Annotated in this window: 14 protein-coding genes; 10 read left to right on the top strand and 4 right to left on the bottom strand. The window is 64.2% G+C overall.

Translation table 11 applies throughout. The features are described from left to right. Nucleotides 1-26: 26 nt before the first annotated feature. Nucleotides 27-341, bottom strand: a complete 315-nt coding sequence (locus tag M0R89_RS06205; protein ID WP_248651692.1) for a hypothetical protein — start codon at nucleotides 339-341, stop codon at nucleotides 27-29. 131 nt (nucleotides 342-472) lie between these two features. Between M0R89_RS06205 and M0R89_RS06200 the strand changes: the two genes are divergently transcribed. From M0R89_RS06200 to upp, 3 genes are all read left to right on the top strand, one after another. Further along, nucleotides 473-652 (top strand): DUF8107 family protein, encoded by a 180-nt coding sequence (locus tag M0R89_RS06200; protein WP_248651691.1) that lies wholly within the window; start codon nucleotides 473-475, stop codon nucleotides 650-652. A gap of 66 nt (nucleotides 653-718) precedes the next feature. Next, nucleotides 719-1261, top strand: a complete 543-nt coding sequence (locus M0R89_RS06195) for a hypothetical protein (RefSeq protein ID WP_248651690.1) — start codon at nucleotides 719-721, stop codon at nucleotides 1259-1261. Between the two features lie 30 nt (nucleotides 1262-1291). Continuing rightward, complete coding sequence (gene upp / locus M0R89_RS06190; RefSeq protein WP_248651689.1) at nucleotides 1292-1969, top strand: uracil phosphoribosyltransferase; 678 nt, start codon at nucleotides 1292-1294, stop codon at nucleotides 1967-1969. A gap of 50 nt (nucleotides 1970-2019) precedes the next feature. On the opposite strand, the gene M0R89_RS06185 is transcribed toward upp, so the two are convergent. Next, on the bottom strand, nucleotides 2020-2871 hold the full coding sequence (locus M0R89_RS06185; protein WP_248651688.1) for a universal stress protein: 852 nt from the start codon (nucleotides 2869-2871) through the stop codon (nucleotides 2020-2022). A gap of 93 nt (nucleotides 2872-2964) precedes the next feature. Between M0R89_RS06185 and M0R89_RS06180 the strand changes: the two genes are divergently transcribed. Together M0R89_RS06180 and M0R89_RS06175 are read left to right on the top strand one after the other, a co-directional pair. Further along, the gene (locus M0R89_RS06180; protein ID WP_248651687.1) at nucleotides 2965-3183 is read left to right on the top strand and encodes a DUF7569 family protein; all 219 of its coding nucleotides are present in this window, start codon (nucleotides 2965-2967) and stop codon (nucleotides 3181-3183) included. 367 nt (nucleotides 3184-3550) lie between these two features. After that, the gene (locus M0R89_RS06175) at nucleotides 3551-4345 is read left to right on the top strand and encodes a hypothetical protein (RefSeq protein ID WP_248651686.1); all 795 of its coding nucleotides are present in this window, start codon (nucleotides 3551-3553) and stop codon (nucleotides 4343-4345) included. A gap of 19 nt (nucleotides 4346-4364) precedes the next feature. On the opposite strand, the gene M0R89_RS06170 is transcribed toward M0R89_RS06175, so the two are convergent. After that, entirely contained in the window at nucleotides 4365-6497 is a 2133-nt protein-coding gene (locus tag M0R89_RS06170; protein ID WP_248651685.1) for a S9 family peptidase, read from the bottom strand. A gap of 180 nt (nucleotides 6498-6677) precedes the next feature. Here M0R89_RS06170 and M0R89_RS06165 point away from each other — a divergent pair, with 180 nt between their 5' ends. The 5 genes from M0R89_RS06165 (at nucleotide 6678) to M0R89_RS06145 (ending at nucleotide 13061) form a co-directional block, all read left to right on the top strand. Beyond that, entirely contained in the window at nucleotides 6678-6953 is a 276-nt protein-coding gene (locus tag M0R89_RS06165; protein ID WP_248651684.1) for a DUF8103 family protein, read from the top strand. Nucleotides 6954-7127: 174 nt separating this feature from the next. Further along, entirely contained in the window at nucleotides 7128-7430 is a 303-nt protein-coding gene (locus tag M0R89_RS06160; protein WP_248651683.1) for a helix-turn-helix domain-containing protein, read from the top strand. 131 nt (nucleotides 7431-7561) lie between these two features. Next, nucleotides 7562-7852 (top strand): winged helix-turn-helix transcriptional regulator, encoded by a 291-nt coding sequence (locus M0R89_RS06155; RefSeq protein ID WP_248651682.1) that lies wholly within the window; start codon nucleotides 7562-7564, stop codon nucleotides 7850-7852. Nucleotides 7853-8289: 437 nt separating this feature from the next. Beyond that, nucleotides 8290-12156: a surface glycoprotein gene (locus M0R89_RS06150; RefSeq protein WP_248651681.1), complete on the top strand. Its 3867-nt coding sequence runs from the start codon at nucleotides 8290-8292 to the stop codon at nucleotides 12154-12156. 44 nt (nucleotides 12157-12200) lie between these two features. Beyond that, a complete protein-coding gene (locus M0R89_RS06145; protein WP_248651680.1) occupies nucleotides 12201-13061 on the top strand; it encodes a carboxypeptidase-like regulatory domain-containing protein in 861 nt (286 codons plus the stop codon). A 114-nt stretch (nucleotides 13062-13175) separates the two neighbouring features. On the opposite strand, the gene M0R89_RS06140 is transcribed toward M0R89_RS06145, so the two are convergent. Then, a complete protein-coding gene (locus M0R89_RS06140) occupies nucleotides 13176-14273 on the bottom strand; it encodes an ABC transporter ATP-binding protein (RefSeq protein ID WP_248651679.1) in 1098 nt (365 codons plus the stop codon). Between the last annotated feature and the right edge of the window lie 124 nt (nucleotides 14274-14397).

Genomic DNA, 14397 nt, shown 5'->3' with positions numbered 1-14397 from the left:
GGTTACGGTCGCGCTCGCGCCGAAGGCTACAGCAGCGGGAGCGAGAGGAGCGCGAGGACGGCCGCGACCGCCGCCCCGGCCAGCACGAGTTTGCGCAGGCGGAGGTGCGCGGGGACCTCGCCCCGGAGGCCGGGCCGGGCGCTCCAGACGAACCGGTGGTAGGCGAACCCGGTGAGACCGAGAAAGACCATCGTGGAGTAGCCCAGTCCGCCCGCCAACTCCGCGCCGAACGCCATCAAGTAGGCGGGACCGAAACTGTAGCAGAACAGGAACCCGAACGCTGCGACGACCAGAAACGGCACCGGGTCCACCGGGGTTCCGACTCCGTTCTCCGGTCGCATGGCGTTTGCTACGCACCGCGCGGTTTTCTGTCTGCTGGCCTCTGTTCGCTCCCGCCGACTCCCGACCGGCGGCCGACCCACCGCCCGGTGTCGGGAAAGAGATAAGTCGGCGGAGGGTGGAACCGCAACCGATGGCCAACTCGAAGGGCGACCCCCGCGTGCTGTTCCTCATGAACCTCGTGCTGTCGGCCGCGTTCGCGACTCTCGTGGTCTGGGGCCTGTCGCGGGTCGGCCTGCTGGCGTTCGCGTGGCAGACCGTCGCCTTCGCCGCGGGCGTTCTGATGGTCCTGACCTATCTGGTCGTCCAGTAGCGCCGCCGATTTCGTCGGCCGCGCGTCTGCCGAAAGTTTATAACGCCTGCTCGAAAGGGCCAATCGATGGCGAAATCGCCGGACAGCACTGCGAACTGCCCGCACTGCGACGCCCCGCTCGACCACCTCCGACGCGGATGCGACGCCTGCGAACGCCGCGTTTCGTGGGACTGGACCGAACCCTGCCCGACCTGCGAAACCGAGACCGACGCGACTCGGTCGCGGTGTCGAGACTGCGGCGCGGCCCTCTCGCCGTGGGACGCCGTGGTCGCGCGCGTCCTCCGAGAGCGCCACCATATCGATTTGCACGTCGCCAAGGACGCGCTCCCGTCTCCCGCCAGCGCCGGATTTGTCCTCCACACCGGCGACCCCCGCGGTCAGCGCGCCGACTACCGACGACCGCTCCCCGACGGGAAGGGCATACACGTCAAGGAGTTCGCCGACCACTACGCGGTCCACTGGGACAAGGTGGACCCGACCGAGGACTTCCTCGGACACGTCCTCGCGGACGCACCTCACTGGCTCCTGTTCGGGGGCGTCCTCGGTGTCAAACTGGCACGCTGGCCCGTGGGACTCACACGCGGACTCGCCGCCCATATTAAGAGCTAAAGCCCCGCGTCTCCCGCATACGGACAAGACATGACCATCGAAGACCGCGGGGACGCCAAGCTAGTCACCCACGCCTTGGCACAGGACACGCTCTCGAAGCTCCGGGACGTAGAGACCGAGCAGGTCGGCTTCCGGAAGGGCCTCGTCAAACTCGGCCGCATCTGCGGCTACGAAATCATCGACGGCGCGATGGAGACCGAGTACGTCTCCATCGAGACGCCCCTGACCGAGACGACCGGCCAGCGCGTCAAGGGACTCGACGACGTGGTCATCATCAACGTCCTCCGGGCCGCGACGCCCTTCGTGGAGGGCCTGCTGAAGGCGTTCCCGCGCGCCAAACAGGGCGTCATCAGCGCGGGCCGCAACGAAGAGGCGGGCCGCGACGAGGACGGCACCTTCCCCATCACCATCGACTACGTGAAACTCCCCGAGATTCAGGAGAAAGACACCGTCATCGTCGCCGACCCGATGCTCGCCACCGGGTCGACGATGTGCGCGGTGCTGGACGAGGTACTGAACGAGCAACCGAACCCCGAAGACCTGTTCGTCCTCTCGGCGGTCAGCGCGCCCGAGGGCCTGCTCCGCGTGGGCGACGAGTTCGACGAGGCCGACCTGCTGACGGTCGCCATCGACGACGAACTCAACGACGAGGGATTCATCGTGCCCGGACTGGGCGACGCCGGGGACCGAGCGTTCCGGACGAAGTAGTCGGTCCGGTTCCGTCTCGCTCGCTCCGTCTCGACTTCCGTTCTCCCGACCTACAACCGGAACACCCGCGACGCCAGCGACTCGCTGCCGCGCTTGGCGAGAATAATCGTCCCCTTCGCGCGCCGTCCGACCGCTCGGGGCGTCGAACCCACGACTCGCCGCCGAATCGCGCCCCTCCGGGTCGCGCCGAGGACCGTCACGTCGTGGCGCTCGGACTCCGCGACGATGACCGCCGAGACGTCGCCCTCCCGGACCGCGGTCTCGACTTCGACGCCCGACAGCGAGTCGGCCTTCGCCGCGAGCAACTCGCGGGCCTCGGACTCCTCGCTCGGCGACTCGACGACTCGGAGCAGCGTCACGTGGGCGCCGTTGTTGGCCGCGATGGCCCGCGCCACCGACACCGCGAGGTCGGCGTGTCGGCTCTCGGCCACCGGCAGGAGAACCGCTTCGACCGTTCCGGCGAGCGCGCCGATTTTCTCGACCAGCACGTCGCAGTCCGCCCGGCGCACGATGCGGTCGACGTTGGTCCCGAGGACCGCGTTCTGTCGGGTCCGCTCCTGCCAACCGAGCAGTAGCGCGTCGCAGTCGCGCTCTCGGATGCCGTGGAGGACCCCGCGGGCCACCGACGAGGCGACGAACAGTTTGCCGCTGACCGGCACACCGGTCCCGGAGGCGACCGACACCGCCCGGTCGAGGACGCCCCGTCGCTCGCCGCCGAATTCGCGGGCGATAACCTCGTCGGTGAACAGCGCGAACGGCGACTCTTGGGGCGTGACGACGACGCCGACCACGAACACTTCGCCGTCGCGTTCGCGGGCAACGTCCCTCGCGGTCCGGACCAACTGCTCGGCGTTGTCGGGGTTGCCCACCGCGACGGCGATGCAGTAGTCGTCGTCGCTCATCGGCGAACGCACGCCGTCTGCGTGCAAAAGTGTTCGCGTCCGACCGGTCGCTACTCACCAAAATTCATAAGCCGTCCCGACACACCACGAGGCATGACAGACGACGAGGCCGACCCTTGCGACGACTGCCGGGACCCCGTCTCGGACGCGCTGGCGCGCACCGTCCGACTCACCGTGGACCGCTCGCAAATCGACAGCCAGCGACTCTGTCCCGAGTGCTTCGCCGACTGGATAGACCGCTACGAGTCCGAGATGCAACCCGACGAGCGTCCGGTCATCGAGGATGGCGACACCGACATCATCGTGGACTGACGAACCCCTCCGTATCGACTGGAGAACCCCGAGCCTGTAGGCGATTATCTGGCAGGATTTGCTGACGAAAGCCACCCTCTACCGCGGACGGTACTCCTTCGAAGTCGTCCACGTCGACGTGTGTCTCCTCGACCGCAACCCCCTCGTTTCGGGTACAAGAACGCAAGAGGGCTCTGGGTTGTCTGCCCTAATCGTCGCTACCGAAGCCGACCCCCCGTGTGCGAAAAGTGACCAATGAATGCCCTCTGTGTTGTCAGTCCTCTCCTCTTCTGAGTAGGTCCAAAAGCCGACTCTACACCGGACGTAGCGGACAGTTTCTGCCGTCCAGCCGAACGCTTTTTTATCAGACCTCGGAATGGAGTCGATAATGTACTCTGGACCGGTCGGCGTCGTCGTTCACCTTGTCGCGGGACTGTTCGGAGTCGGATTCCTCTGGCACGCCGCCTCCGTAGCACGTCAACGGCGCGCGATGACCGACCCGGACGCCGAGCGAATCGGCGACGTCACCGACGGCGACGCCGTGGCTCTCGACGGCACCGTCCAAGCCAAAGCGAACGAGTCGGGCGGCGCCGAGACGGTCACGGCACCGCTCGGCGGCGGGGAGTGCGTGTTCGCGGCGTGGCGCGTCGAGGAGTTCATCGGGCACGAACTCGGCGAACACAGCGGCTGGACCGAGCAGGCAAGCGGGTACGTCACGACCCCGTTCGAACTCACCGACGCGAGCGGCGAAATCACCGTCGAGGTCGTCGGCGAGCGGGAAGTCCTCGGGACGGAGTTCGACCTCGCGGACCTCGACTCGCCGCGGAAGTCGGTTCCAGTCGAGGCCGACCTCCCGCCGGAGATTCAGCAGTTCGAGACCGCCCACGACGTTCCCGAGCGAACGCCCGCTGACCCCGCCCCGCCGAGCAGCGAGTCCGGCCCGACGCAGGGCGACCGGCGGTACTACGTCGGGACAATCGAGACCGGCGACTCGCTGTTCGTCGCCGGAACCGCGACGCGTTCCGACAGAGGGTCGTGCGCGGTGAGCGACGAGACCGGAGAGTCGCTGCTCCTCTCCGACAGCGGACGCGAGGGTGCGACCGGCGAGCGCGCCGGACGGGCCGCCGTGACAGGTCTCGTGGGAGTCGTGCTGCTCTGGTACACCCTACAGCCGGCCCTCTGACCGGCACTGCTCCGCCTATCTACTCTCCGCCCGTCTCTCCGTCGGCTTGTCGGTCGCCTGTCTCCTCGTCATCGTCTTCGTCACCGCCTTCGTCCTCTTCGCCCGCGGAGAGACCCTCGTCGCCGCGCTCCAGCGCCTTCGGCGCGTCGTGGTGGTCCGAGTAGCCGTCGAACCAGCGCACGATGCGCTCGAGTCGGTCCACGACGTGGGCCGGTTCGCCGCTCCGGGAGAGTTCGTGGCCCTCGCGCGGGTAGCGGACCAGTCGGGTCTCCACGCCGTTCTTCTTGTACGTGAGATAGAGCATCTCGGCGTTGTTCACCGGGACCCGGTAGTCGTCGTCGCTGTGAATCAGCAGCGTCGGGGTGTCCACCTCGTCGGCGTAGGCCGTGGGCGACCGCTCCCAGAGGAACTCGTGGTCGTCCCACGGCGTCGCGTCGAAGTCCCACTCGATGAGTTTGAAGGCGTCGGTCGACCCGTAGAAACTGTTGAGTTCGTAGACGCCGCGTTGGCTGACCGCGCCCGAGAACCGGTCGGTGTGGCCGACTATCCACGTCGTCATGTAACCGCCGTAGCTCCCGCCGGTGACGTACACGTCGTCCTCGTCCACGTAGTCGCGACTCGCCACTTCGTCCACCCCGGCCATCACGTCCTCGTAGGCGGGCGGTCCCCACTGGCCGCCTCCGAGCGCGGCCATGAACTCCTCGCCGTACCCCGTCGAACCGCGGGGGTTCGACCAGAAGACGACGTACCCCCGCGCCGCGAGTAGTTGGAACTCGTGCCACATCGTCCCGCTGGTGGACCACATCGCGTGGGGGCCGCCGTGGATTTCGACCGCGAGGGGGTAGGTTTCGTCGGGGTCGAAGTCCGGTGGCGTGAGCACCCAGCCCTGAATCTCGTCGCCGGAGCCGTTCTCGAACCGGATTTCCTCGGGTTGGGAGACCGCCCGGTCGTCGAGGTAGTCGCTGTTGACCCGGGTGAGCCGTCGGGACTCGGCACCGCCGAGCGTCGAGACGAACACGTCGCCGGGGTGGTCCCACTCCGACCGGACGAAGGCCACCTTGTCCGGCCCGACCGTGGCGTCCTCGATTTCGCCGTCGCCGACGACGCGCCGAGGGTCGGCCTCGGCGTCGCCCGGCGCGCGCCAGACGGCGTAGTCGCCCTCGTCGGGCGTCAGGAAGTAGAGATTCTCCTCGTCGGGTCCCCACTGGGGCGCCATCGCCGTCGAAAGCGTCCGGTCGAGGCCCTCGGTCGGCGTCGTCACCTCACCGGTCTCTCGATCCAGCACCTCGATTTCGGTCTGTCTCAGCGTCGCGTTCTCCTCCGGCGTGTGGGCGTAGGCGAGTCGGCCGTCGCTCGCGGCCGCGAGCATCGGCGTCCACCCCGTCGTCTGCATGACGGTCTCCGTCTCCTCGCCCGCGTCGAGGTCGTACTCCACCACGTCGATGACGATGTTGTCGTCGGGGTCCCCGGTCCGGCGCGCGCCGTAGAGCAGCGTCGTCGCGTCGGCCCACTCGGGGTTCAGGTGGTCGTGGTCGCCGTCTGTGAGTCGCCTCACTTCGCCTCGCGAGTCCCCCGCTCGACCTCCCGAGGCGCGTTGCGCCTCGCCATCGAGGTCCACGACGTAGACGTGCGAGCGTTTCCCGTCGAAGTAGCGCTGGTCCGCCCGGTAGACCTTCCGGTCGATGACCCGCGGGTCTGGGTCTTCCGGTTCGAAGTCCTCGCCGTCGAGACCGGTGTCGCGGTCCTCCTCGCGGTCGTCCGCCGTGACCTGCTGGGTGAACGCGATTCTGCGTTCGTCGGGCGACCACGCGATTTCGGCGACGCCGCCGACCACGTCGGTCACTTGCCGGGCCTCGCCCCCGTCGGTGGGCACAATCCAGAGTTGCGGCCGGTCGTCGTCCGCGCCCCGCGTGCTGACGAACGCGATGCGGTCGCCGCTCGGACTCCACCGCGGCTGGCTGTCTACGCCCTCCGAGACGGTGAACTGACGCGGCTGGTCGCCGCCGACCGGGACCACGTGTACCGTCGCCTCGTACTCGTCGTCGTCCGCGGGCACTTTCCGGACGAAGGCGACTCGCTCGCCGTCGGGCGAGACGCGCGGCTCCTCGACCTGTACGATGTCGTGATAATCGGTCGCACGAACCGTTTCCATACGTTCGACTACCGGTATACCGACAACAGGATTTCGGTTCGAATGAGTCGTTCCGAGGCGTCGTGCCGGCTTTCTTGCTTTTCGTAACAGATAGTGTTAATAAAAATATCGTATCTGTAGCACATACTTTTCATAGGGGAAACATTTTAAGTTGGTGTGGTATGATGGAACAGTTGAGAGATGGCCACAAAGGATATAACGGATTCGTCCACAGGGGAGGATTTCGAAGACGCGGAGGAACTTCAATGGGTACTGGCGAAAACGCTCTTGGACGCCAACGCACACTCGACGCAAGCGCTCGAAAACTACCTCCTGTTGACCCACCGAGGCGACGGTTCGGCGAACCTCGATTCGGTTCAGGAGTCGATTCGACGCGCCATCGACGAACACGAGACGATTATCGAGGAACTCGAACTGGCCAGCGAAGCGGTCGCCGAATGGCAGAACGGCGAGTAGTCTCTTGACTCAGCACCGACGCGGCCGACTCTCGCTCCGGTAGAGTCCGCCCTCCGTGGCCTAAAATTTCTGCATCAATATGGACGTTCCACACATACTAATAGTAAATACTACCAGGGTATTACCCGTCCTTTTCACGTATGTTTATAAACCACTCCGAGGTAAGACGAGACAATGAAGCTCACTACCCCGACGGACTTCGATATTCTGAAGGCCCTCTCTGACGGAAAACGGAACAACGCGGTCAACCTCGCTCACGAACTCGACAAGAACCGTGCGTACGTGAACACGCGACTGCCGATTCTGGCGGACTACGGGCTCGTCGAACGTGTGGGCCCCGCCCCGAACAGCGGTCTCTACGCCATCACCGAGAAGGGCAGGGCCGTTCTCGAAAACCGCTCGAAGTACCGAGAGGAGGACGTGGATTTCGACGCCGCCGTCGAAGAAACGCTCGAGTCGCGGTCCGACGCCGAGTAACCCGTCCGTACTCCGTTGTTTCTCCCCGTTCTCGTCGCTTCAAAATACTTTTGTGTCCAAACTACAAATACCGTCGGTAAGTAGGAACAGTATATGTTAACAGTACAACTCAGTCTGGAGGGTCCGAGCTGATGAAACTCGCCGAACCGACGGACTTCGAGATACTCGAAGCGCTCGAAGAGCACGGCCGGAACACGGCCCAGAACATTTCACTCCTGTTGGACAAGGACCGAAGTTACGTGAACACTCGTCTGCCTCATCTAGCCGAACTCGAACTCGTCAAACGCGTCGGCCCGGCCGAGAACAGCGGCCTTTACGAGATTACCGACCGCGGGCGTGCGGTGCTCGACCACCGGGATTCGTACGGTGATTCGGACGTGGACTTCGACGCGGTCGTCGAGCGGAGCATTCGGACCGAGTGAGTCTCCTCGATGCGGTCGTTAGTGACTCGCAGGTGACTGTTAGACATCTAAATATTGTTATACCGTCTCTAGAAGCGGCTTATGACCATTTCTGAACCGCTATCAGAAACTTCTCGGTGGTCCTCAGCGGTCTAAAAACTCGCGTAGTAGTGGACTCGCGCGGGCACGTTCACGACACGCGGTGCGAGGCAGTATCGCCTCTCGGAGCGTCGGCCGATAGACACGAACCGCGGGTGATATGCCCCGATTATACCACTCCTTCCGGCGATTACCTGTATCTTAACTGGTCCATGTCAAGGAATTTCTGTTTGCATAAACATTTTATATGTCCACGATATATACCGACAGTAGATGCGGGAGGTAGGTACCACGCCGACCTTAACGCGGCCGATGGTCGGGTGGGTGGCTACCCCCGCATTGGAAGAATCAAATCAACCATGAATCGGAACGAAGCACGCGACAAGGCGCGCGCGGTATTCCTCGCTGCGCTGATGGTCCTCTCCGTCTTCGGAGGGTCCATCGCGTTCACCGGGAGTGCCGTCGCGGCCAACACAGACACGGTTACCATCCACGACAGCGTGGGTGGGAACCAGATTTCGGTAGCACAGGACGGCGAAACAGTCTACATCAAAGCCACAGACGGTGCAACGACTGGTGGCACTCAGAAAGTTACCGTCTCGAATGGTAACGGTGGTTCCATCACCGTTACTCTCGCTGACGACGGAAGTGGCGCTGATGGCTCGTCCACCGGTGGAGCGGGCGACGGCAACTACTGGGGTTCGTTCACTCTCGTGAGTGGCTCCAGTGACGATACCAAGGACAAGCTCAGCGTCGCTGACGGCAACTCGGCGAGCGTGACCGTCGACCTCGACGGTATGGGCGCAGAAGATAGCGCCACCGTCACGGCCGACTACACCGCTCCCGACGACCCCGTCTCGATTGTTGGTGGGCCTATCGTGTCGAGTAACGAGACCGGTTACTCGGTCACGGTCAACCTGACCGACGACCCCGAGGACGGCACCCTGACCGTTCAGCTAAAGAACGGTTCGACGACCGAAACGGCGTCGAAGGATATCTCGGGCCTGTCGGACGATGACTCTCAAGAGCAAGAGGTGTCGGTGTCCGGTATTGCCGCCTCGAGCTTCGACGATGGCACGGTGGAAATCTCGGCGAAGATGACCGATGCCGCCGGGAACGGGAACGCCGACGGTCTCACCGCCAACACCACGGTCACGAAGGACGCGACGGCACCGTCCATTAACAAGTTCACCGTCACTCACGAGGACGGAATGGCCAAGATTACCATCAACGCCTCGGAGCAGCTAGGTTCCTCTGACGGTGCCATCGCCGTGGAGTACAACAACGAGACGGCCAAGAACCAGAGTCTGACTCGTTCGGACTTCGCCCAGAGTGCTTCGAACGGCGGTTCGTACGTCTACACGTACACGCAGAAGGCCTTCGAAGGGACTCACACGGCCACGGTGACCAGCGCCACTGATACCTTCGGGAACAGTTGGGCTGGCCCCAAGTCCGACTCGGTCAGTGTCGGCAGCAGTCCGGCATACAGCAACTGGAACTTGGCTTCCGGCGAGAAGATCGCGGACGACGAACACAAGATCGCAGTCGACATCGACGACTCGCAGGGCATCAACCCGGACAGCATCGAGGTCGGAATCTACAACGCAAGCGGCGGTCTGGTCTCGGCCAACACGCCCAACGACGCCGGCGTGTACTTCAACGGCCAGACGCTGTCCGTCTACCCCGGTAGCGACGGTGTGTCCGCGCTTCCGGACGGAGAGGTCACCGTGAAGGTGTTCGCGTCCGACTCGAACGGTAACTACAGCCAGACGAGTCGGACGTTCAAGGTCGACGCGTCTGGCCCGAAGGTGAGTCCCGGTACGGCTAACAACTCGTACCTCACCACCGACGAGCCGACGCTGACCTTCGACATCACGGACACGTACTCGGCGGTCAACCCGAACACCGTCGAAGTCACCGTCAAGGACGCTGACGGCAACGTCCTGCTCGACAGCGCGACCGACAGCACCACGGGCGTCGAGTTCGACGGCCGCACGCTGACCGTCGACTCGTCGCAGAAGGGCGTTCCGGCGCTTCCGCAGGGCGACGTTACGTACGTCGTGACCTCCGCGGACTCCGTGGACAACCTCAACTCGTCGGCGTTCACCTACACCGTCGACTCGATGCAGCCGCGGGTCACGAGCGTGACCGTCGACGACACGCCGGTGAACGCCAGCAACGTTGGCGTCGAGCGCAACGTTACGGTCAAGTTCAGCGAACCGATGGACCAGACCGTTAATCCGTCGGTTACGGTCGACGTCAACGGTGACGGTGTGACCGACGCCACCGTCAACAATAATGGAACCTTCGGGACGAACGGCTTCGGCCCGGCCAACACAACGTGGAAGGGTAAGATTACCCTCCCGACGAAGTCGGCCGACGCTACTGCGGAAGTCGAAGTCAGCAACGCCAAGGACAAGGCTGGAAAGTCGATTAACACGAGCGTGAACAACGGGACGTTCCTGTACGACACGCAGGTCCCGAGCGCGAAGGCGAACTTCAGTGAGAGTACGCTCAACGAAACGCTCGACCTCACCGAGCAGTTCGACATCAGCGGTGAGAACCAGACCGTCACCTACGAGTACAACACGAACGCGAGCGGCGGCTTCCCGGCCGAGGACTACCAGACCGTCTCCTCGCCGGAGAGCTTCGACACGACGCAGTTCGAGGACGGCAACATCAAGCTGAAGGTCACCGTCACTGACGACGCCGACAACAGCGACACCGCCAGCGGTACCGTCCTCCTCGACAACTACGACCCGTCGGTCTCGAGCACCCTCTCGGAAGGTGAACTCGTCTACGGCGACGTGAACGTCTCCGAGGCGTTCACTGTCTCGCACACTGACGGGAACGCAGTCACCTACGAGTACAACGGTTCGAACAACGATTCGTTCACGACCATCGACCTCAGTACGAGTACGAATGTCTTCGACGCGGAGACGGACGAACTCGACACGACCCAGCTCGAAGACGGGACGCTCACGTTCCGCGTGAACGTCACCGACGACGCTAACAACAAGGTCTCGAAGACGGTCAACGTTACCGTCAACAACCTCGACGTGCGCACGTTCGAGGCCGAAGGCCTGAACGGTAGCGACGCCGGAACGGCGCAGGTTACGTTCGAGACCAACTCGAACCTGAGTAGTCTCACCGTCGGCGTCAACAGCACCGACAGCTACTTCGGTAGCTCCGTGACGAAGACGCTCACGCTGGACGACTTCAGCCGTGACTACAACGCCACGACCGGCGTCGTCACCTACACGGCGACCGTCGACGACCGCGACGGTGCTTACAAGGCCACGCTGATCTCCGCCGTTGGGGAGAACGACCAGAAACTCCTCAATAGCGACGAGACCAGCACGTTCAGCACCGACGGCGAAGACCCGCACGTCACCGACGCGCAAATCATCGATGCGGGCGATTCGAGCACGACGGTCCGCGTCGAGTTCAACGAGCCCGTCGTCGACGACCTCGGTAGTTCGGAGCTCATCAACGTCGGCGACGCTCGCGTGCAGGCCAGTAGCGTCACCGCAGACAGCGCTGCTACCAAGGGCTTCGTCAAGGTCACCTTCGGCGACAACTTCCAGACGGGCGACTCGCCCGCACTGAACGTCTCCGACGGTGCCTTCGTCGAGGATAACTACGTTGGTGACTCCGCGAATGCCACCAACGCCTCGGACACCACCACGGTTCACACCATCGAACTGAACCTGAAAGAGGGCCACAACGTGGTCTCCCTACCCGCGGCGAGCGGTGCGGTCGACCTATCCGAGATCGATGCGCTGACGGAGAACGACACCGTCTGGGCGTACGACGAGGACGGATGGAGCCACTACACGCCCGGTGACAACACGAGCACGCTGGAAACGCTGGAAGGCGGCCAAGGGTATATCTTCGTGATGAACCACAGCGCCACCCTCGACATGAACGTCTACAACCAGCCCGGTAGCTCCGGAAGCCTGGAGTCCGCGACGCCCGGGTCGGAAGACGTCCACGAGGGCTGGAACCTGGTCGGTCACTGGCAGGAAGGCTCTCAGAACCGCGACGTCGCCTTCTCGGCCATCGAAGCCGGCGACTTCACCACCGTCTACCAGCAGACGGAGAACGGTCGCCTGAGCTTCTCCGACGTCTCCAGTAGCGAGAACCTCGAACCCGGCGAAGGGTACTGGGTCCTCGTGACCGAAGACGACGGCGACGTCTACGGCGAGACCGCCTACGCGACCTGAAGCCGCAGCATCCACTTTCCAATTTATAGGTGATCACTCATACAATGACAGAAAATGCACTACTCAAGAAGCGGTTCGTGCAGCTAGCTGCGGCGGTGTTCGCGGCGATGCTGGTTGCGAGCGTCGCAGGCGTTGCTGCGGGACAACCTGCTCCGCCCCACCACTTCCGCGGGACCGTGAGCGACCAGAACGGCGACCCGGTCGAGGGCGTCACGGTCGAAGTCGTCTACAACGGCGAAGTCATCAACCAGACGACGACGGATTCCAACGGGGAGTACGGCGTCGACGTGGCGGACCCGGACGACGGTGAATCGGACGAGCAGTTGACCATCCGCGTCGCGAACGGCAACGCGAGCGCCCAAGAGACGTGGGAGTCCGGCGAAAACACGAAGAACGACTTCACAGTCGGCGAACTGTCCACGACGACAACGACCACGCCGACGTCGACTACCACCAGCACGTCGACTCCGTCCGGTACCACCACGACCACGGCGACCACGGCCACGACGACGTCGTCGACCGGCGGTGGCGGCGGTAACACCGGCGGCGGCGGTGGTGGCGGTGGCGGCGGTGGTGGCGGTGGTGGCGGCGGTAGCGCCGGTGGCGGCAACACCGGCGGCAGCGCCGACACCACGACGACCACGACCGAGACGACCGCTTCCGACGACCAGAGTTCGAACGACGGAAGCGACTCGGCCGACGACACGGTGACGGAGAAAGCGATCAGCAACGACACCGAGACGGCCACGAAGGACGGTTCCGGTGATGATACGACGCAGTCGTCGAACTCCGACGACGAGACGACCACCGGCGGTAGCGGAACCGGTGCCCCCGGTTTCGGAACCACTGCGGCTCTCGTCGCGCTCGTCGCGGCCGCGCTGCTCGCGATCCGCCGCAGCAACTAGCATCGCGCGCTAACTACCGGACCTCCGGTTCGAAGACGTTTTTTGCGGTCGATACACGTAGACCTGCGACCCGTATCCGAATCGCTCCGGAACCCCGTCGTCAGCGCCGACGGTTCAGTCGAACACCACGGGCGCGTCGTCGCCGAACCAGAAGGACGCGCGCTCGCCGCGCTCGACCGGCGTACTCCGGCCCTGCATGACGACCGACAGTTCGAGGTCGCTGCCGACGTCCACGACGTAGTTGGTCTGGTCGCCCTGGAAGTACCGCTCGACGATTTCGCCCTCGAAGGTGCTTCCCTCGGCCCGGCCGCCGTCGGACTTCGCGCCCCGAGCGCCCGTCTCGGCCAGCGAGATGTCCTCCGGTCGAATCGAGACGCTGACCGCGCCCTCGCCGACCGACTCGTCGGGCGCGAACCGGATGCCGTCCGCGCCGCCGACCTCTACGACGGTCCGGCCATTCACGGCGCGGGCCTCCCCGTCGAGCAGGTTCGTGTCGCCGATGAAGTCGGCGACGAATGGACTCGCGGGGTTCCGGTAGATTTCCTCGGGCGGGCCGACCTGCTCGATTCGGCCCTCGTTCATCACCGCGAGGCGGTCCGAGAGCGTCATCGCGACCTCTTGGTCGTGGGTCACGTAGAAGAACGCGCCTTGGGTCTTCTCGTGAATCCTGCGTAGTTCCACCTGCATCTGCTTGCGGAGCTTTCGGTCGAGACTCGACAGCGGTTCGTCCAACAGGAGGACGCTGGGTTCGTTGACGAGGGCGCGGGCGAGGGCGACGCGTTGCTGCTGGCCGCCCGAGAGGTCGCCCGGATTCCGGTCCTCGTAGCCGCCGAGGTCCACGAGTTCGAGGTACTGGGAGGCTCGCTCTCCGCGTTCGGCCGCCCCGACGCCGGACTTCTTCAGACCGTAGGCGACGTTCTCCTCCACGCTCATGTGGGGAAACAGCGAGAGGTGCTGAAACACGAGGTTGGTGTCTCGCGCGTCCGGCGGCACCCCCTGCATGTTCCGGCCGTCGATGACGACCTCCCCGTCTGTCGGCGTCTCGAACCCGCTAATCATGCGGAGCGTGGTCGTCTTCCCGCACCCCGACGGCCCGACCAGCGAGAAGAACTCGCCGCGCTCGATGCTGAAGTCGATGCCGTCCACGGCGGTTACGTCGCCGAACTCCTTCCGCACGTCTTCCAAACGTATTAGCTCCCCTTCCACTCCCATACGCATGGTACCGCGTCACAATACAAAACGCTCGGGGTCGTTCGACTCGCTCACCTCGGCGCACGTTCACCTCGATTGAAATATTTGAGGTGTAGGCGTCTGCGGTCGCAGTCCTCGAAATTAA

The sequence above is a fragment of the Halorussus limi genome (assembly GCF_023238205.1).
Classification (GTDB): domain Archaea; phylum Halobacteriota; class Halobacteria; order Halobacteriales; family Haladaptataceae; genus Halorussus; species Halorussus limi.
This window is presented reverse-complemented; position numbering and strand designations above follow the sequence as displayed.